At 69.4% G+C, this 17,149-nt stretch carries 17 protein-coding genes; 11 read left to right on the forward strand and 6 right to left on the reverse strand.

Annotated elements, in window-relative coordinates; genetic code table 11:
- Positions 1–53 precede the first annotated feature (53 nt).
- On the forward strand, positions 54–623 hold the full coding sequence (locus tag AB0H49_RS26800; RefSeq protein WP_357255361.1) for a TetR family transcriptional regulator C-terminal domain-containing protein: 570 nt from the start codon (positions 54–56) through the stop codon (positions 621–623).
- A 153-nt stretch (positions 624–776) separates the two neighbouring features.
- Here AB0H49_RS26800 and AB0H49_RS26805 read toward each other — a convergent pair whose 3' ends face one another.
- A complete protein-coding gene (locus tag AB0H49_RS26805) occupies positions 777–983 on the reverse strand; it encodes an EF-hand domain-containing protein (RefSeq protein WP_355003174.1) in 207 nt (68 codons plus the stop codon).
- A gap of 149 nt (positions 984–1,132) precedes the next feature.
- Positions 1,133–1,468, reverse strand: a complete 336-nt coding sequence (locus AB0H49_RS26810) for a hypothetical protein (RefSeq protein WP_355003173.1) — start codon at positions 1,466–1,468, stop codon at positions 1,133–1,135.
- A 660-nt stretch (positions 1,469–2,128) separates the two neighbouring features.
- Here AB0H49_RS26810 and AB0H49_RS26815 point away from each other — a divergent pair.
- Positions 2,129–2,899: a hypothetical protein gene (locus AB0H49_RS26815; RefSeq protein WP_357255364.1), complete on the forward strand. Its 771-nt coding sequence runs from the start codon at positions 2,129–2,131 to the stop codon at positions 2,897–2,899.
- 15 nt (positions 2,900–2,914) lie between these two features.
- Here AB0H49_RS26815 and AB0H49_RS26820 read toward each other — a convergent pair whose 3' ends face one another.
- The gene (locus AB0H49_RS26820) at positions 2,915–4,636 is read right to left on the reverse strand and encodes an ABC transporter ATP-binding protein (protein ID WP_357255367.1); all 1,722 of its coding nucleotides are present in this window, start codon (positions 4,634–4,636) and stop codon (positions 2,915–2,917) included.
- The gene (locus tag AB0H49_RS26825; RefSeq protein WP_357255371.1) at positions 4,633–6,405 is read right to left on the reverse strand and encodes an ABC transporter ATP-binding protein; all 1,773 of its coding nucleotides are present in this window, start codon (positions 6,403–6,405) and stop codon (positions 4,633–4,635) included. Before AB0H49_RS26825 ends, AB0H49_RS26820 begins: the two co-directional genes overlap by 4 nt.
- 60 nt (positions 6,406–6,465) lie before the next feature.
- Here AB0H49_RS26825 and AB0H49_RS26830 point away from each other — a divergent pair, with 60 nt between their 5' ends.
- Positions 6,466–7,194: a TetR family transcriptional regulator gene (locus AB0H49_RS26830; RefSeq protein WP_357255373.1), complete on the forward strand. Its 729-nt coding sequence runs from the start codon at positions 6,466–6,468 to the stop codon at positions 7,192–7,194.
- A 12-nt stretch (positions 7,195–7,206) separates the two neighbouring features.
- Here AB0H49_RS26830 and AB0H49_RS26835 read toward each other — a convergent pair whose 3' ends face one another.
- Positions 7,207–7,365 (reverse strand): hypothetical protein, encoded by a 159-nt coding sequence (locus AB0H49_RS26835; RefSeq protein ID WP_357255376.1) that lies wholly within the window; start codon positions 7,363–7,365, stop codon positions 7,207–7,209.
- 148 nt (positions 7,366–7,513) lie between these two features.
- Here AB0H49_RS26835 and AB0H49_RS26840 point away from each other — a divergent pair, with 148 nt between their 5' ends.
- From AB0H49_RS26840 to fadD8, 7 genes are all read left to right on the forward strand, one after another.
- Positions 7,514–8,440, forward strand: a complete 927-nt coding sequence (locus AB0H49_RS26840; RefSeq protein WP_357255379.1) for a nitronate monooxygenase — start codon at positions 7,514–7,516, stop codon at positions 8,438–8,440.
- 84 nt (positions 8,441–8,524) lie between these two features.
- Positions 8,525–8,983, forward strand: coding sequence for an OB-fold domain-containing protein (locus tag AB0H49_RS26845; RefSeq protein ID WP_357255382.1), 459 nt, complete (start codon positions 8,525–8,527; stop codon positions 8,981–8,983).
- Positions 8,976–9,458 carry a Zn-ribbon domain-containing OB-fold protein gene (locus AB0H49_RS26850; RefSeq protein WP_357255385.1) on the forward strand — a complete coding sequence of 161 codons (483 nt, stop codon included), beginning with the start codon at positions 8,976–8,978 and terminating at the stop codon, positions 9,456–9,458. The genes AB0H49_RS26845 and AB0H49_RS26850 overlap by 8 nt, the downstream gene beginning before the upstream one ends.
- The gene (locus tag AB0H49_RS26855; RefSeq protein ID WP_357255388.1) at positions 9,451–10,527 is read left to right on the forward strand and encodes a lipid-transfer protein; all 1,077 of its coding nucleotides are present in this window, start codon (positions 9,451–9,453) and stop codon (positions 10,525–10,527) included. Before AB0H49_RS26850 ends, AB0H49_RS26855 begins: the two co-directional genes overlap by 8 nt.
- Positions 10,524–11,684, forward strand: coding sequence for a thiolase domain-containing protein (locus AB0H49_RS26860; protein ID WP_357255391.1), 1,161 nt, complete (start codon positions 10,524–10,526; stop codon positions 11,682–11,684). The genes AB0H49_RS26855 and AB0H49_RS26860 overlap by 4 nt, the downstream gene beginning before the upstream one ends.
- A 106-nt stretch (positions 11,685–11,790) precedes the next feature.
- Positions 11,791–12,981 carry a beta-ketoacyl synthase N-terminal-like domain-containing protein gene (locus tag AB0H49_RS26865; RefSeq protein WP_357255394.1) on the forward strand — a complete coding sequence of 397 codons (1,191 nt, stop codon included), beginning with the start codon at positions 11,791–11,793 and terminating at the stop codon, positions 12,979–12,981.
- 201 nt (positions 12,982–13,182) lie between these two features.
- The gene (fadD8, locus tag AB0H49_RS26870) at positions 13,183–14,787 is read left to right on the forward strand and encodes a fatty-acid--CoA ligase FadD8 (protein ID WP_357255396.1); all 1,605 of its coding nucleotides are present in this window, start codon (positions 13,183–13,185) and stop codon (positions 14,785–14,787) included.
- Between the two features lie 42 nt (positions 14,788–14,829).
- On the opposite strand, the gene AB0H49_RS26875 is transcribed toward fadD8, so the two are convergent.
- A complete protein-coding gene (locus AB0H49_RS26875) occupies positions 14,830–16,380 on the reverse strand; it encodes a succinic semialdehyde dehydrogenase (RefSeq protein WP_357255399.1) in 1,551 nt (516 codons plus the stop codon).
- A gap of 134 nt (positions 16,381–16,514) precedes the next feature.
- On the opposite strand from AB0H49_RS26875, the gene AB0H49_RS26880 reads away from it, so the two are divergent.
- Entirely contained in the window at positions 16,515–17,123 is a 609-nt protein-coding gene (locus AB0H49_RS26880) for a TetR/AcrR family transcriptional regulator (protein WP_355003460.1), read from the forward strand.
- The last annotated feature ends 26 nt before the right edge of the window (positions 17,124–17,149 follow it).

The following is a 17,149-nucleotide window of genomic DNA, read 5'->3' on the forward strand; positions in this document are numbered from 1 at the left end:
TTTATGCAACGCTTGTTGTAAAACAAGTGTTGCATAAATGCTAGGCTGTGGCCATGCCGCGCACCGTCGATCGCACCGCCCGCCTCACGGCCGTCAGCGACGCCGTCGTCGGCCTCGCCACGGAGACCGGTTTCGCCGCCGTGACCATCCGTTCGGTAGCCGAACGCGTCGGCGCGTCGACCTCGGTGGTGACGCACTACGTCGGCAGCCGAGACGAGATGCTGCGCATGGCGGTTCGACGCGAGGTCGACGCGCGGCGCGCGCAAGCCGAGGACGCCATGGCAAGCCGCCGTGGCGCGGTCGGGTTGCGCGCGCTGATCGAATGGGCCGTGCTGACCGCCGACGAAGCGACCCACCGGTTCTGGCTCGCGCTGGTACTCGGCGCGCCCACCGAGCCGGTCCTGCGCGCGGAGCTCGACGCGTTCAACGAATGGTGGGACGCCGCGCTCGAAAACCTGTTGGCGCAGGCGGGAATCACGGAGCTGGAGCGCGCCGCGGATCTGCTGAACGTCGTCGTGGACGGCCTCGTCGTCGGCGGGTTCGACGAGGGCGCGCCGTGGCCGCCCGCCCGCCGTCGGCAGGTTCTTGCCGCGACATGGCGCGCCCTCGGAGTCGCCGAGTGAACGCTCGGCGAATGCGCCGCCGCTACGAAACCGGCGGCGGTGGAAGGGAACACGAGGGCCCCTCGGCGGAGGGGCCCTCGCTCGTTCCGGTGGAACGATGGATCGGCAACGCTCTTCTTCGGCTCGGAGCGAAGACGCTCCAGCGAGGCCGATTCAGAGCGGCGCGCGAGCGGCGGACAGGAATTCTTCCCTGCTGATCCGGCCGTCGCCGTCGATGTCGACTTCGTCGAAGCGGGTCATCAGGATGTCGATGTCCTGGCCCCGGCGCTCGTAGTGCTGGATGAATTCCTCGCGGTCGATGTAGCCGTCGCCGTCGATGTCCAGCATGTCGAACTTCTCGTGAATGTCCTGAATATCCATTCGGTTCTCTCCCAGCTTCTAGGCGGGGCGGCGGCTGCCGCTCCGACAGGACAGGTTTCGAGCCGTGTTGGAGAAACTGACCCATCAAGGATAGGGGTGCGCGGTAGCGCGTGCGCGAAAATCGAAAAGTCGTATCGGACGCTCGGAATCTAGGTGTCCACGTCTTTGATCGCGGATCCCGCTATCGCCGAGGCTCGCCACAACTCGACGGCGAGCAAGAATGCCTGCACGCGTCCCTCGACTTCATCCAGAACCACCCCGTCCGGCCAGGAAACTCGGCAGTGATACCAGCAGCGGCGCGCACGATCGCATCGCCGCGGCTCGGGCGAGAGCAGATCCCGGCAGACGCGCCTGGCGAGTTCGGCGAGCGCCGCCGACGTCTGCGCCGGTGTGCCCACGTTGCCGACCCGCCACCACAGCTCCTCCGTCCGGCCGGGTCGCGATATCTCTACGAGGTAGATCAGTTCGGTGTCCTGATCACTCATACACAGGCACTTTGCCAGATACCGACCGGTCTACCTGTAGCTTCGCGCGCGTGTTTTCAGAATGCCGAGAAAACGCTTACGGCGGGCCGGCATCCGGGTGAGCGGTCGTGAAGTGCCGACCGGCGCTGTTACGGGCGTCTTCGGCCGCTCGACCACGAGAAGAAATTCTCGGCAGGATTCGAACCTGCGGCAGAAACGAATCTGCGTACCCGCTGCGGCGAGAACCGATCGACTCCGGCCCGCTCATCCGGATTGCCGACCTCGGGGAACTGTAATGCACCGCGGACGCGCCGCACCAGCGATATAACCCGCTCGAATTCAAGATCGATGGCCCGGATGTATTGCCGGTGGATATACCCGCGACTTCCATCACCGAGAGCTGTTGCGACAGCGGCGCACAACTTCCGGCGCCGACGCGTGGCCGCTGACCGGGCTCATGTCCGGCGCGACCGATGTCGGACCGACGCGGGCCGTGTTGGTGTTCGGGTTGGTCGGCGACTCCGGCTACTTTCAGGGCGGTGCCGGACGACGGGGTTCGGTGCGACGACGATCCCTGAACGGAAAGCGATGAGCATACCTACAGTTCCCGGCCATCCCGGCGCGCCGCCCGGGTATACGTGGCGGTGCGTGTGGCCCGAGTCTCGGGCCATCGGGTGGTCGGTGGCGTCCTTGGCCGCGCTGGTCGGCGGGGCGGCGGGTTCGGTCGTGGGAATGGTGTTCGGCGACCGGTCTGTCGTGGGGATCGGCGGGCTTCTGCTATTGCTCGGCGGGATCGCCGCGATCACCTATTTCGTCATGGGCATCGAGGATCGCCCCAAGGTGCGCGCGGGCGATGCGGAGAACACCTTCGTGCTGCGCTATCTTCCGGTTCGCCTGGCTCCCGTGCTCGCCGGGCTCACCGCGGTGGCGGTGGCGGCGCTGTGGCTCGGCATCGTCACAGGCGAGCTCGAGCCGACGCTGTGCGGGATCGCGCTCCTCGTCGCGCTCCTCCTCTTGGCGGGTTTGACCCTCTCCTACCGACGCATCGCACGACTTTCCTTCTCCCCGGACGCCATCCGGATCACCACGCGCAACTTCGACTGGGAATTCCCCTGGGACGCGGCGCACTTCGCGGCGGGCTTCGACCCCAAGGGCGCCGAGACGATCGAGATCCGATGTCCCCGCCACGCGGTGACCACCCGCCGGACCCCGAGGAAGACCCCAACCCACCTGCGCCCACCCGCCGACAGCCCGGACGGCCCGTGGAAAATCGCCCCGATCATGTGGGGAGTCCGCCCGAACTCCCTGTACTCCACCATGACTCACCTGCGCACCAACCCCGCCCTCCGCACCCAACTCACCCGCCCCCAACTCACCGCCATGCTCACTCCCCCACCCTGGCGCACCCGCCACGCCCTCGACCTCGACCCCGCCTTGGACCTCGACCTGTAGACATCTCCGCTGAACTCAGACCGTCAACCGCCAGCCCCGCGCCCGCTCACGCTCCCGCCAGAAGTCCTGGTATCTCCCCGGCTGGTCGATCAGTTCCTCGTGCGTGCCGCGCTGCGCGATGCGCCCGCCGTCGAGCACCAGAATCTGGTCGGCGGACGCGACGGTGTGCAGCCGATGAGCGACGACGATCACCGTCCGCTGCCGCGCGAGCGCCCGCAGCGCCGCGGCGATCGCCGATTCGTTGTCCGGGTCGAGTGCGGCTGTCGCTTCGTCCAAGAGCACGATCGGCGCCTGCTTCAGCAACGCCCGCGCGATCGAGACCCGTTGGCGCTCACCACCGGACAGGCTCACTCCCCCTTCGCCTACCCGCGTGTACCAGCCGTCGGGCAACCGGTCGACGATCTCGTCGACGCGCGCCGATCGGGCAGCCGCACGGACCTCTTCGGCGGTGGCGTCGGGGCGGCCGAGCCGGATGTTGGCTTCGATGGTGTCATCGAACAGGTACACGTCCTGGAACACCATGGCCACCTGGCTCATCAATGTGTCGGTGGACTGGTCGCGCACGTCGACGCCGCCGACTCGCACCGCGCCCGCATCCACGTCCCAGAACCGCGCGATCAGGCGCAGCAGCGTCGTCTTCCCGGACCCGGACGGTCCGACGATCGCGGTGAGGGTGCCGGGCCGGGCGTCGAACCCGATGTCCCGCAGGATCGGCGCTCCGCCGTAGCCGAAGGCGACCTTCTCGAAAGACACCGCGCCCGGCGAGGTGACGGGCTTGTCGCCCTCGGGAAGCGGACGAACGGCGAGAACCTCGTCGATCCGGTCGATGTCCTCGGCGGCCATGCGCAACCCGGCCGCGTGGTCCACCAGCTCGATCAGCGGTCCCGCGAAGCGCGTGACCAGCACCAGCAGCGCGATCAACTCGGCGGCGTCGAGTGAACCGCCGAGCGCCAGCGCGACACCGATCGCGATCAGCGCGACGAACGTGGCCTGCACGGCGGCCGAGAACGCGACCAGCGCAGCAACGGCGTTCCGGTTCATCTCGCCGTAGGCGCGCCGCTGCCTCACGAGGGCGTCGTCGAGCAGCCGGTTGCCTTCGCCGATGCGGCCGAACGCGCGCAGCACCTGCTGGCGCTGCGCGAATTCCACCACCCGGCTCGCCGATTCGACGGCGGCGCGATCGATCGCGCCGAAGCTGCGCGCGATGGCGTCCTGAGCCCAGCGGTGCGTCGCGAGGAGCATCGCTCCCGCGATCAACAGCGCCGCCCCGAGCCGCGGATCGAACAAGAACATGCCCGCGGCCACGACGGCGGGCGTCACCGCGCCACTGATCACCGGCTGCATCAGGTGCGCGGGCACGCTGACGATGTTCGTCGTGCCCTGCGACATCGAATGCGTCAGCCTGCCGGTGCGATCGGCGCCGAACCAGCCGAGCGGCACCCGGGCAAGATGGTCCCCGACTCGATGGTGCATGCCGAGCAACAGGTCGTCGGCGATCTGCTGACCGTGCATCGCCTGCGCGTAGTAGACCACCGAAGTCGCGGCCGTGACGATCGCGAGTGCGGCGAGCCAGGGCATCGCGGCGTCCCGATCGCCGTCCAGCAGCGGGCGCAGCACGGGAACCACCAGCAGCACACAGATGCCCTGTAGCACCGAGAAGGCGACGATCAACCCGATCCACCGCGTGAACCTGGTCCGATGCGCCGGGTCCACGATGCGCAAAAGCTTGCGTATCATCGTGCTTCCTTCCGAACGACAACCTGCGACCGCCACATTCGCGCGTACTCGCCGTCGGCGGCGACCAGTTCCTCGTGCTTGCCCGCCTCGACGACCCGGCCGCGAGAGAGGACCACGATGCGGTCGGCGTGCCGGATGGTGTGCAGGCGGTGGGCGATCACCAGCAGCGTCCGCCCCGCCACCAACCGCGACAACGCGTCCTGCACCGCCGCCTCGGATTCGGGATCGGCGAACGCCGTCGCCTCATCGAGCACTAGGACGGGCGTATCGCTCAGCAGTGCGCGGGCGATCGAAATACGCTGCGCCTCACCACCGGACAGGTGCGCGTCCGCGCCGACGACGCTGTCGTAGCCGCGCGGCAGCGCCTCGACGCGTTCGTGGATCTGGGCGGCCCGCGCCGCGGCAGCCACCTCCGCCGCGTTTGCGTCGGGGCGGCCGAGGGCGATGTTGTCGCGAATGCTGGTGCGCAGCAACGCCGTTTCTTGGAAGACGAAGCCGACACGGCGGTACAGCTCGCGCTCGGACATGCGGCGGACGTCGACGCCGCCGATCCGCACGGCGCCGCCCTCGACGTCCCAGAAGCGCGGGAGCAGCCGCGCCAGCGTGGACTTGCCGGAACCGGAGGCGCCGACCAGGGCGGTGACCGTGCCCGGCGCCATCACGATGTCCACGCCGTCGAGCACGGTCGTCTGCCCGTCGTAAGAGAAACGCACACTGTCGAATTCGACCCGCCCGTCGACAGGCGCCACCGGGTCGGCGGCGCGGCCCAGCTCGGAAGTGGCGAGCAGATCGGCGATGCGGCCCGCCGCCTCGGTCGCCACCTGCATCGCCTGCGCGCCGAAACCGAGCGCCAGAATCGGCGCGCCGAGCCCGACCGCCAGCATCGCGAACGCGATGAGCTCGGCGGGTTCCACAGCGAGCAGGACGCCACCACCGAGCGCCACGAGCAGCAGGACCGGCGGCGAGACGAGGGCGGTGGACAGCGCTTCCATGCGCCGCATCGGACCCGCCCACTCGCTCAGGAACCGCGCCAGATCGTCGGCCGCGCGGCGGTAGCGATCCCGTGCGCGCCCCGCCTGCCCGAAAGCCTTCACGACCGCGATGCCGTCGACGAATTCGACGACGGCAGCGTTGACACGGTCCAGTTCGGCGCTCCACTGCGTCATCCGTGCGGACCCGTCGCGCATCATCCATGCCACCGCGGCGAACCACAGGACGATCGGCGCCAGACAGATCAGCGTCAGCCGCCAGTCGAGGACGAACAGATAGCCCAGCGCCACCACGGGCACGACGACCGCCGCCACCAGATCGTTGATCGCGTGCGCGACCGCGTGATGGACCGCCGCGACGTCGTCGGACAGCACCCGCTTCACCCGTCCGGAGCTGCGCTCGGTGAACCAACCCAGTGGCACCCGCCCCAACCGGTCTGCCATCCGGCGCCGAATCAACAGGCCGACATCGGCGTCCGCGATGTGGCTCAGCGTGTACGCGGCCGCCGAACACGCTGTGCGCGAGGCGAATCCGACGCCGCAGAGCGCGACCCACAGCCAGACCGCGCCACGGTCGGCCGGGCCGCCGCCGAGGAGTTCGCGGCCGATCTCGACCACGGCGACATACGGGGCGAGCGCGGCCAGCGCCCCGAGCAGCTGGAGCGCGCCCGCTGCCACCAGCCGACCGCGCACGGGCGACAGCAAGACACCCAATCCCGATTTCTTCGGAACCGGCGGCGCGACCTCGGGAAGCACAGGGTCCAGAACGGATGCCGTCATAACCAACCCCAATTTTAGATCAGTGTTCTAATTTCGGAGGCTACCGGTAGGGTCGGCACGGTGTCCAGAGGTTCGAGGCGGGAGTATCACACCGGGCTCTCACGGCAGGCGATCACCGAGGCGGCCGTCGCACTGACCGCCGAGCGTGGGCTCGACGGGTGGAGCATGCGCGAACTCACCGCGCGGCTCGACACCTCGCTGTCGGTGATCTACCACCACGTCGGCGATCGCGGCCGTGTGCACGCCGCGGTGATCGACGAGATCTTCGCCGAGATGTCGTTGTCGCTCGACGAAAGCGATTGGCGGCGTTGGCTGTACGACATCTTGTCCGCGATGATCGACCATCTGGTGCGCTATCCCGGCGTCGCGGCCTGGCTGTTGCGCAACGGCCCGCAGACCGAGCGACTGCTGCCGACCATGGAGGCGGGAATGCGCCGGATGGTCGACGCGGGCTTCGGGGACGAAGCCGCGCACGCCTATTCGGTCGCGTTCAACACCTGCCTCGGCCTGATCGCCCTCGGGGACCAGAAGCCTGCCATCGGCGATGAAAGACAGGGTGCCGCAGCGGAATCCGGCATGGCGGGCTTGGCGCGGATGCTCGAATCGCGACCGTCGGACGGACTGGACCAGATGCGCGATCTTGCCTCCGCCGCCGCGATCGATGACGACGCGGCGCGCGAGACCGCGCATCGGGAGTACTGCCGCTACGCGCTCGAGCGTGTCCTCGACGGATTGGAAGTCAGGTTGCGGGAGCTGACCGGCGCTGCGGGTCAGCTCCCGGCGCGGTGATCCGCTGAGGGATCAGTCCGGCGGTTCCTGGGCGTTCTCGGTGGCGGCCATTTCCGGGGCGACCTCCCTGGTCGCCATTCCGGCGTCGCGGCCTTGGTCGGTCGGGCCTGGTGGCTTGTCGCTCTTGGACTTGTCGTTGTTCTCGTCGTCGGTGTCTTTCGCGCGTGGCATGGGGGCCTCCTTCGTCGTCGCTTCGGTCTACCCACCCCGCCGCGCTTCAATCCCGCCGCTGTGCTGGCATGGAGGGATGGCTGTGTCGCAACGGGAACCGCATTCTTCGGAAGATCGACCGCTCCTGACCACGGAGTGGTCGCGGGCGATGGGCCTGCGCGTGCCGGTGGTGAACGCGCCGATGGGTGGCGTCGCGGGCGGGCGGATGGCCGCGGCGGTCACCGCGGCGGGTGGGCTGGGGATGATCGGCATGGGCAGCGCCGGATCCGCGGCCGCGCTGCGCCGGGAACTTCCGCACACGACGTCCCTCGGCGGGCGGTTCGGCATCGGTGTCGTGGACTGGGTCGTCGCCGCCGAACCGGAACTGCTCGACGTGGCCATCGCCGCGGCGCCGACGCTGATCGCGGTGAGCTTCGGGACGGATCCGTCCTGGATCGAGCGCGTCCGATCCAACGGAATACGCACGGCCACACAGGTATACAACGCGACCGAGGCGCGCCGGGCCGAGGACGCCGGTATCGATCTCCTGGTCGCGCGGGGCGCGGAGGGCGGCGGCCACGGCGCGGTGGAGATGGGGACGCTGCCGCTGCTGGACGCGGTGCTCGACGCCGTGACGGTGCCGGTGCTCGCCGCGGGCGGCATTGGGTCACCCGCGAGTCTCGCGGCCGTTCTCGCCGCGGGCGCCAGCGGGGCGTGGCTCGGCACGCACCTCGCCGCCTGCGCGGAGTCCTCGCTGTCGGAGGCGAGCCGCCGCGCGATGATCGCGGCCGACGGCACCGAAACCATCGCCACCACGGCGTTCGACGTGGCGATGCGATTGCCTTGGCCGACAAGGTTTCCCGCGCGGGTGCTGCGCAACGACTTCGCGGCCCGGTGGACGGGTCACGAGGACGCGCTGCGCACGGACGAGGCGGCGCAGGCCGCGTTGACCGCCGCGATCGCCGCCGACGATCCGCGAACCGCGCCGGTGGACGCGGGGCAAGGGGTCGGCATGATCACCGCGGTCACCCCGGTGGCGCAGGTGATCGACGAGCTCTGCTCCGACGCGGCGGAGCTGCTCGCGCGCGGACGCTGACAGCACGAGACCCGCGCACGCGGGCTCAAGCACTTGATTCAATCAAGTGATTGAGGCAGACTCCGACCGTGAAAGGAGCTGCCGATGTCCGCTGATGTCGACGAGGGCCTACAGGCCCCCTATGAGATCGAGTTCCCGTTCGAGCGCACGGTGGGACCGGTCGTCGGGACGTTCCTCGCCGGGCTGCGCGAGAAGCGGCTGTTCGGCGCGCGGACCGAGCGCGGCACCGTGGTGTGCCCGCCGCCCGAGTTCGATCCGGTGACCGGCAAGGAGCTGAGCGAGCTCGTCGAGCTGAAGCCGGTCGGCGCCGTCGAGTCCTGGACCTGGGTTCGGCACCGCCCGGGCGATCCGGTCGACGGCGATTTCGCGTGGGCGCTCATCGCCGTCGACGGTACGGAGGGCACCTTCTTCCACGCCCTCGACGTCGGCGGCGACCCGGCGCGGATTCGGCGAGGCCTGCGGGTGCGGGCGCGCTGGGCGGAAGAACGCCGCGGCGAGATGTCCGACCTCCGCTGTTTCGAGCCGGAGGGCGACGATGAATAAGCCACTGCCGGAACCGGTTTCGCTGATGCCGACGCCGCTGCGGATGGAGTTCACGTTCGTCGCCGGTGTCGGTCGCTCGCGATTCCTGCGCGGCCTGTCCGAGCGCCGCCTGCTGGCGAGCACCTGCCCGTCGTGCCGCCACGTGTATCTGCCCGCACCGGAGTTCTGCGCACGCTGCCTCGTCGAACTCGACGAGCCCACCGAACTCGACGGGCGCGGAATCGTTTCCACCTTCTGCGTCGTCAGCTTCCCGTTCCCCGGTCAGGAGATCGAGCCGCCGTACGTGGTGGCCTACATCCAGCCGCACGGCGCGGACACCCGGCTGATGCACCTGATCCGCGAGGTCGACATCGCCGAGGTGCACATCGGCATGGAGGTCGAGCCGGTCTGGCAGGAGGGCGCCGAGCTCGAGCCGTCGTGGATGAGCATCCGCCACTACCGCCCCGTCGCGACCGAGGAGGTTCGGCATGCGTGAGATCGCCGTCGTCGGCTCCGCACAGTCCGCCTGCCTCGCCGCGAACCGCCGCGACGACATGGCGGGCATCCTGCTCCCGGTGATCCGGGAAGCGCTCTCCAGCATCCAACTCGACCGCGACCGAGTCGATTTCGTGTGTTCGGGCAGTCACGACTTCCACGAGGGACGCACCTTCGCCTACATCGACTCGCTCGACGCCGTCGGCGCCTGGCCGCCGATCGCGGAGTCGCACGTGGAGATGGACGCCGCCTGGGCGTTCTACGAGGCCTGGTCGTGGCTGCAATTGGGGCACGGCGACATCGCGCTGGTGTACGGGATCGGCCGCGGTTCGCTGCCGCGTGACCTCGACCAGGTCGTGCCCACCCAGCTGGACCCCTACTACCTCACGCCGCTGCGCCCGCATCGCGACGCGATCGCGGGCGTCCAGGCCTGCGCGCTGCTCCAGTCCGAGGTGACCACGGAGCGCGAGATGGCGCGGATCGTCGCGCGCAGCCTGGCGGACGCCAAGGCCAACCCGCACGCGCAGGTGGCGGGCGAATACGAGGTCGACGAACTGCTCGCCGCGCCCTATGTGGCCGCGCCCTTGCGTGGCCACGACGTGTCGCCGGTCGGCGATGCCGCGAGCGTCGTCGTGCTCGCGGCCGGTGACGTGGCCAGATCGCTGTGCGAACGTCCCGCCTGGGTCCGCGGCATCGACCACCGGATGGACGGGCACTACCCGGGGTCGCGCGATCTGACCAGGGCGCCCTCCGCGAACCTCGCCGCCGCACGGGCGTCCGCGACCGCGGGCTTCGCCGCGAGCGAGGTCGACATCGCCGAACTGCACGTCGAATACTCCGCGCAGGAACCGCTTCTGGTTCGCGAACTCGGGCTCGGCGCGGCGACGGCGATCAATCCCTCGGGCGGACCGCTGGCGGGTAGGCCGACCACCGCGACCGGTCTGATCCGTATCGCCGAGGCGGCCAAGGGCATTCGGTCGGGCCGAGCCCGCCGAGCGCTCGCGCACGCCACCAACGGCCAAGCGCTGCAACAGAATCTGGTCTGCCTGCTGGAAGGAGACCCGGCATGACTGAACCCGTCGCCGTCATCGGCATCGGTCAGGGCAAGCAGGCCAAGCGCCGCGAGACGACCATCGGCGCGATGGTGCGCGAAGCGGTCGCGGCCGCGATGGCCGACGCCGAGCTGGAGCTGGGCGAGGTCGACGCGATCGTGCTGTCGAAGACCCCGGACCTGTTCGACGGGGTGATGAACCCGGAGCTCTACCTCGCCGACGCGCTCGGCGCCCGCGGGCTTCCGGTGACGCGGGTCTTCACCGGCGGCAGCGTCGGCGGGCACGCGGCCATCTACGGCGCGCACCTCATCGTGGCGGGGTTGGCGCGGCGCGTGCTCGTCGCGGCGTATTCCAAAGAGTCCGAGGGCAATTTCACCTGGGCGCTCTCCCGCGGACTGCCCTTCAGCGCCAAACTCGGCGCGGGCGCGGGCGGCCATTTCGCGCCGGTCATCCGCGAGTACATCCGCCGCTCCGGCGCACCGGAACACATCGGCTGGCAGGTGGCGGTCAATCACCGGCTCAACGCGCTGCGCAATCCGTACGCGCACGTGCACATGCCCGACATCACCGTCGAGAAGGTCAAGGAGTCCCGCATGCTGTGGGACCCGATCCGCTACCTCGAATCGTGCCCGTCCTCCGACGGCGCCGCCGCGATCGTGTTGTCGGCGGCCGCGCAGGTCGGGAAGACAGCGCGCCCGCCCGCCTGGATCCACGGCATGTCGTTCCGCACCGAGACCGGCCACTTCGCCGGACGCGACGAGGTCAACCCGCGCGCGGGCGCGGAGTGCGCCGCCGATGCCTACCGGCAGGCCGGAATCGTCGATCCGGCAAGGGAAGTCGACGTGGCGGAGCTGTACATCCCGTACAGCTGGTACGAACCGATGTGGTTGGAGAACATCGGCCTCGCTCCGCTGCACCAAGGCTGGAAACTGGTCGACGACGGGACGACGCGATTCGGCGGGTCGCTGCCGATCAACCCGTCCGGCGGCGTGCTGTCCGGCAACCCGACCGGAGCGACCGGCCTGGTCCGCTTCCTCGAGGCCGCCCTACAGGTCCGCGGCATGGCGGGCGAGCACCAAGTCCCCGGCGCGCGCCGAGCCATCGGCCACGCCATGGGCGGCGCATCCCAATTCCACGCCCTCTGGGTCGTCGGCGACGAACGGCCGAACACGTGAGGCCAGCTCCACGCGGATCTTCCGCCCGCCTCGCACGGGACACCACCACTGCGAGGCGCGCGGAGCCGATGCGAGGGCGGGGATGAACCGAGACAGGAGTTCGAAGATGCGGCGGGTTTACGTCGTCGGTGTCGGGATGACGCCGTTCGTCAAGATCGGGTCCAAGCCGTGGACCTACCCGGAGATGGTCGGCGAGGCGGTGCGCGGCGCGCTGGGCGACGCGGGGATCGGCTACGACCGGGTCCAGCGTGCCGCGGTCGGCTATGTCTTCCAGCCCTCGGCGGCCGGGCAACGCGCGCTGTACGACGTCGGCATGACCGGCATTCCGGTGGTCAACGTCAACAACAACTGCGCCACCGGCTCCACCGCGCTCGTGCTGGCGCGCGAGTGGATCGGCGCCGGTCTCGCGGACGTGGCGCTGGCGGTCGGGTTCGAGCAGATGACCAAGCAAGCCATGGCAGGCCCCGCGACACCGCCGAAGACGACCACCGTCGACGGGCACCTGCGAGTCATGTCCGCGCACTACGACTTCGGCGCCGCGCCGATGACCACCCAGTTCTTCGGCAACGCCGCGCTCGAGCACGGCAAGCGCTATGGCACGACGCCCGAACAACTGGCCGCCGTCGCGGTGAAGAACCACGAAAACTCGACGCGTAATCCCTTGGCGCAGTTCCAGAATGCCTACACGCTGGAGCAGGTGCTCGCCGATGTGCCGGTGCACGGTCCGCTGACCCGCTCGCAGTGCTCGCCCATGTCGGACGGCGCCGCGGCCGCCGTGCTGGTGAGCGAGGACGTGGTGCGCGAACTCGGTCTGGAGGGGCAGGCCGTGGAGATCCTGGCCCAGGAGCTGGTCACCGACGGCGAGTCCGCGTTCGCCACGGGGTCGATGATCGATGTCGTCGGAGCGCCGATGACCCGCGCCGCGTCCGGTCGCGCCCTCGAGGCCGCGGGGATCACCATCGACCAGGTCGACGTGATCGAACTGCACGACTGCTTCTCGATCAACGAACTCATCACCTACGAGGCGCTCGGCCTGTGCGGGGAGGGCGAATCGGGTGCGCTGGTGGAGTCCGGCGCCACCACCTACGGCGGCGCCTGGGTGGTCAACCCATCCGGCGGACTGATCTCGAAGGGTCACCCGCTCGGCGCCACCGGACTCGCGCAGACGGCCGAACTCTGCTGGCAGCTGCGCGGGCTCGCCGCGGATCGGCAAGTGCCGGACGCGCGAATCGCTTTGGCGCACAATCTCGGCCTCGGCGGCGCTTGCGTCGTCACACTGTACGCGGGGCCGTCATGAGCGAACGGAGTGAGCGAATCATGTTGCGGCGCGCTTCGCGCATGCCGGAGCCGAGCGTCAGCGAGGCGCAGGCATGAGCGAACGGAGTGAGCGAATCGTGTTGCGGCGCGCTTCGCGCATGCCGAAGCCGAGCGTCAGCGAGGCGCAGGCACCCACGTGCCCAACGACGGTCAACGACGAGTGCTCGGAGCTGAAACACCTATGACGACAATCGATCTCGACGCCCACCTGCGCCTGCCGGTGCACAACGGTCACAGCCTGCTCGCCGGGCTACGCAGGCACCGCCACGATCCGGTGCTCACCCTCGGTGACACGGTCCTCACCGGCGCCGATGTGCTGGAGGCGATCAGCCGCTACGTCGCCGCGTTCGCGGCCAACGGAGTCGACACCGGCACGCCGGTCGGCGTCCTCGCGCTCAACCGGCCCGAGGTGCTGTTCACCATCGGCGCCGGGCAGGTGCGCGGTCATCGGCGCACCGCGCTGCACCCGATGGGCGGGCTGGACGATCACGCCTACGTGCTCGCCGACGCGGGCATCACCACCCTGGTGCTCGACCCGGTGCCCGCCTTCGTGCAGCGAGCCCGCGAACTGGTCGACCGGGTGCCGGAGCTGAAGCGGGTCCTCGTGCTCGGCGCCGTTCCGCCGGAACTGGCCGATGTCGGCGTCGATCTGACGGCCGCCGCTGCGGCGTTCGACGCGGAGCCGATCGAGGCCACCGACCTGCCGCCCGACGCCGTCATCTCGATCAGCTACACCGGCGGCACCACGGGAAAACCCAAGGGCGTCATCGGAACCGCGAGCACCATGGCGACGATGACCCAGATCCAGCTGTCGGAATGGGAATGGCCGCAGCGGCCGAGATTCCTGATCTGCACGCCGCTCTCGCACGCGGGCGCGGCCTTCTTCCTCCCGGTCGTCCTGCTCGGCGGTCAGTGCGTGGTGCTGCCCCGCTTCGAACCGGGCGAGGTGCTGCGCGCCATCGAGGAGCACAAGATCACCGCGACCATGCTGGTGCCGTCGATGCTCTACGCCCTGCTCGACCACCCGGATCTCGCGATCCGCGACGTGTCGTCGCTGGAGACGGTGTACTACGGCGCCTCGGCCATCGACCCGACCCGGTTGACCCAGGCGATCGAGCGTTTCGGGCCGATCTTCGCGCAGTACTTCGGGCAGTCGGAGGCGCCGATGGCCATCAGCTATCTCGGTAAGCGCGAACACGATTCGGCGCGGCTCACCTCGTGCGGTCGTCCCTCGGCGGCGCTGCGCGTCGCGCTGCTGGATACCGACGACAAGGTCGCCGCGCCCGGCGAGGTCGGCGAGATCTGCGTCTCCGGACCGCTGGTCGCGGCGGGTTACCTGAACAAGCCGGAGGCCACCGCGGAGACCTTCCGCGACGGCTGGCTGCGCACCGGCGATCTGGCCCGCCAGGACGAGGACGGGTTCCTGCACATCGTCGGCCGCAGCAAGGACATGGTGGTCACCGGCGGTTTCAACGTCTTTCCTCGCGAGGTCGAAGACGTCGTCGCCGAGCATCCGTCGGTCTCGCACGTCGCGGTCGTCGGGGTGCCCGATCCGCGCTGGGGTGAGGCGGTCACCGCGGTCGTCGTGCTCGATCCCGCCGCACCGAACGACGCGACCGCCGTGGAGACGATGATCGCGGAGATTCAGGAGACCGTCCGGCAGCGCAAGGGTTCGGTCCAGGTGCCCAAGCACGTCCTCGTCATCGACGAGCTGCCGCTCACCGGTCTCGGCAAGCCCGACAAGAAGGCCGTGCGCGCCCTGGCCGCGGAGCGGCTCGACCGCTGACGAACAAGGCGAAACCGGCTGGTGGACAGCCGGTTTCGCCTGTCAGCGGATGCGGTAGCGGCGCAGCAGCGACAGCGTCGTGAGGGTGCGGTCGAGGTAGGCGTCGTACGACTGATCCGGTCGCGGGCCGAGCACCTGCCGCTTCAGCGTCGCCACGTTCGTCGACTCGGTGAATTTCAGCAGACCGGCGTCGCCGTTGCGGACTCCCATCCCCGACGCCTTGAATCCGCCTGAGGGCGCGCTCTTTCCGGCGTAGGCGAGCGCGGCGGAGTCGTTGACATTCACGTGTCCGGCCGCCAGCCGCGCACCGACCGCGCGCGCCGCCGACAGATCGCGCCCCCAGACGCTCGCGCTCAACCCGTACCGTGTGTCGTTCGCGAGCTCGACCGCCTCGTCGACGGTCGAGAACGGGTACAGCGCGACGACAGGACCGAAGGTCTCCGCCCCGAAGACGTCCATCTCCGCGGTGACGCCCTCGAGCACCGTGGGCGCGTAGAACGTCGGCCCGAGCTCCGGCATGACGTGACCGCCGGTGAGCGCCCGCGCGCCACCGGCTTTCGCCTGCTCGACCTGCTCCGCCACGCGGGCGCACTGATCGGCCGAGACCAAAGCGCCCATCTCGATGTCGAAGTCGTAGCCGGGCCCGACCCGCAGCGCCGCGACGCGCGCGGTGAACTCGTCGCGGAAAGCCGCATACACCGATTCGTGCACGTAGATCCGCTCGATGTGCAAACACAGCTGACCGGTGTTGTCGAAGACCCCGGAGATCGCGCTGTGCACCGCCGCGGGTAGATCCGCGTCGGCCAAGACGATCATCGGGTTCTTGCCGCCCAATTCCAGGCACGATTCGACGAGGCGCTCCCCCGCCTGCTTGGCCACCAGCCGACCGGTCGCCTCCGATCCGGTGAACATCACGAAGTCCGCGCCGTCCACGACCGCGGGGCCCACCACCGGCCCGTCGCCGCAGACGATCTGAACGAGTCCCTCCGGAAGCCCAGCCTCGAGCAGCAGCCGCAAACCGAACGCCGGACTGAGCGGAGTCCGGTTGTCCGGCTTGAGCACGATTCCGTTTCCGGCCATCAGCGCGGGGATCGCGTCGCAGTAGCCGATCGCGAACGGGAAGTTCCACGGAGCGATCACGCCGACGACCCCGCGCGGCTTGCGGATCTCGGTGGAGGTGCTGACCAGTGGTATCGCGCCGGGATGCCGAACGGGACGCAACAGTCGCGGCGCGCGCTTCAGATAGTGGCCGATGACCATCGGGATGTCGCACAGCTCCTCGAAGGCCATGCGGCGCGCCTTGCCCGTCTCGATCTGGATCAGATCGGTGATCGTCCGGTGGTTCTCCAGGACCAGGCGGTGGAAGCGCTCGAAGACGGCCAGCCTGCGGCGCACCGGCCAGCGCGCCCATTCGGCCTGGGCGGCGCGGGCGCGGTCGAACGCCGCGGCGACATCGGCGGGCGAGGACTGCGGCAGTCGCGCGACGACCGTTCCGGTGTAGACCTCCACGACCGGAACGGTGTCGGACGGATCGCCCGCCACCAGAGCGGTCAGTCCCGAGAAGTCGTGGGCAGGAACGGTGATCGTACTCACGAACGGCACTCTATCAAGTGATTGCATCAGTTGATAGAGATAACGTCTGCGCTGGGCGAACGGTCACTACAATGCAGCAGGTGACCAGCGCAGCGGACCGTGCCGAGCTTCGAATCAGCGAAGAAGAACTAGCCATGCCGACCGACCGGCGCCTGATTCTCGCGGCCGAGCGACTGTTCGCCGAACGCGGTATCGACGCGGTGTCGCTGCGCGCCGTGATGTCGGCCGCGGGCGCGAATGTCGCCGCGGTGCACTACCACTTCGGGTCCAAGGAAGCCTTGATCGAGGCGCTGATCCGGCAGCGCAGCGACGCGGTCGCGACCCGGCGGGCCGCCCTGCTCGACGAGGTGGAGCAGTCGGGCGTCGTCGGCGCCCGCGGCTTGGCGGAGGCGTTCGTGCTGCCGGTGTGGGAGATGGCGACCGGCGAGGGCGGCTCCTGGGTCAAGTTCATCGCGAGCGTTCTCGGCAGCGGCCATCCCGCGCTGTCGACCGTCGCCGAGGGATTCGCCGACCAAGCTCGCCGTTTCATGACCCTGCTGAGCCGCGCCTTCCCCGACCTCCCCCGCCACACCATCCGGTTCCGCTTGGCGCAGGCCATGACCTTGACCTTCCAAGTCCTCGGCGACGTCCATCAGACCCAAGACCTGCTCGCCATCTCCGGCGTCCAGCTCAGCCCCGAGCAGGTGATGAGCGAACTCGTCGACGTCGTCACCGCCATCCTCGCCGGACCACCGTCGGACTGATCCGAAGATCAAGTGAACCCGATTTA

This window comes from Nocardia sp. NPDC050713, assembly GCF_040654315.1.
Classification (GTDB): Bacteria; Actinomycetota; Actinomycetes; order Mycobacteriales; family Mycobacteriaceae; genus Nocardia.

Coding starts and splice junctions, on each gene's coding strand:
- AB0H49_RS26800 (WP_357255361.1), top strand. CDS start 54: ATGCCGCGCACCGTCGATCGCACCGCCCGCCTCACGGCCGTCAGCGAC.
- AB0H49_RS26805 (WP_355003174.1), bottom strand. CDS start 983: ATGGATATTCAGGACATTCACGAGAAGTTCGACATGCTGGACATCGAC.
- AB0H49_RS26810 (WP_355003173.1), bottom strand. CDS start 1,468: ATGAGTGATCAGGACACCGAACTGATCTACCTCGTAGAGATATCGCGA.
- AB0H49_RS26820 (WP_357255367.1), bottom strand. CDS start 4,636: ATGATACGCAAGCTTTTGCGCATCGTGGACCCGGCGCATCGGACCAGG.
- AB0H49_RS26825 (WP_357255371.1), bottom strand. CDS start 6,405: ATGACGGCATCCGTTCTGGACCCTGTGCTTCCCGAGGTCGCGCCGCCG.
- AB0H49_RS26835 (WP_357255376.1), bottom strand. CDS start 7,365: ATGCCACGCGCGAAAGACACCGACGACGAGAACAACGACAAGTCCAAG.
- AB0H49_RS26840 (WP_357255379.1), top strand. CDS start 7,514: ATGGGCCTGCGCGTGCCGGTGGTGAACGCGCCGATGGGTGGCGTCGCG.
- AB0H49_RS26845 (WP_357255382.1), top strand. CDS start 8,525: ATGTCCGCTGATGTCGACGAGGGCCTACAGGCCCCCTATGAGATCGAG.
- AB0H49_RS26850 (WP_357255385.1), top strand. CDS start 8,976: ATGAATAAGCCACTGCCGGAACCGGTTTCGCTGATGCCGACGCCGCTG.
- AB0H49_RS26855 (WP_357255388.1), top strand. CDS start 9,451: ATGCGTGAGATCGCCGTCGTCGGCTCCGCACAGTCCGCCTGCCTCGCC.
- AB0H49_RS26860 (WP_357255391.1), top strand. CDS start 10,524: ATGACTGAACCCGTCGCCGTCATCGGCATCGGTCAGGGCAAGCAGGCC.
- AB0H49_RS26865 (WP_357255394.1), top strand. CDS start 11,791: ATGCGGCGGGTTTACGTCGTCGGTGTCGGGATGACGCCGTTCGTCAAG.
- fadD8 (WP_357255396.1), top strand. CDS start 13,183: ATGACGACAATCGATCTCGACGCCCACCTGCGCCTGCCGGTGCACAAC.
- AB0H49_RS26880 (WP_355003460.1), top strand. CDS start 16,515: ATGCCGACCGACCGGCGCCTGATTCTCGCGGCCGAGCGACTGTTCGCC.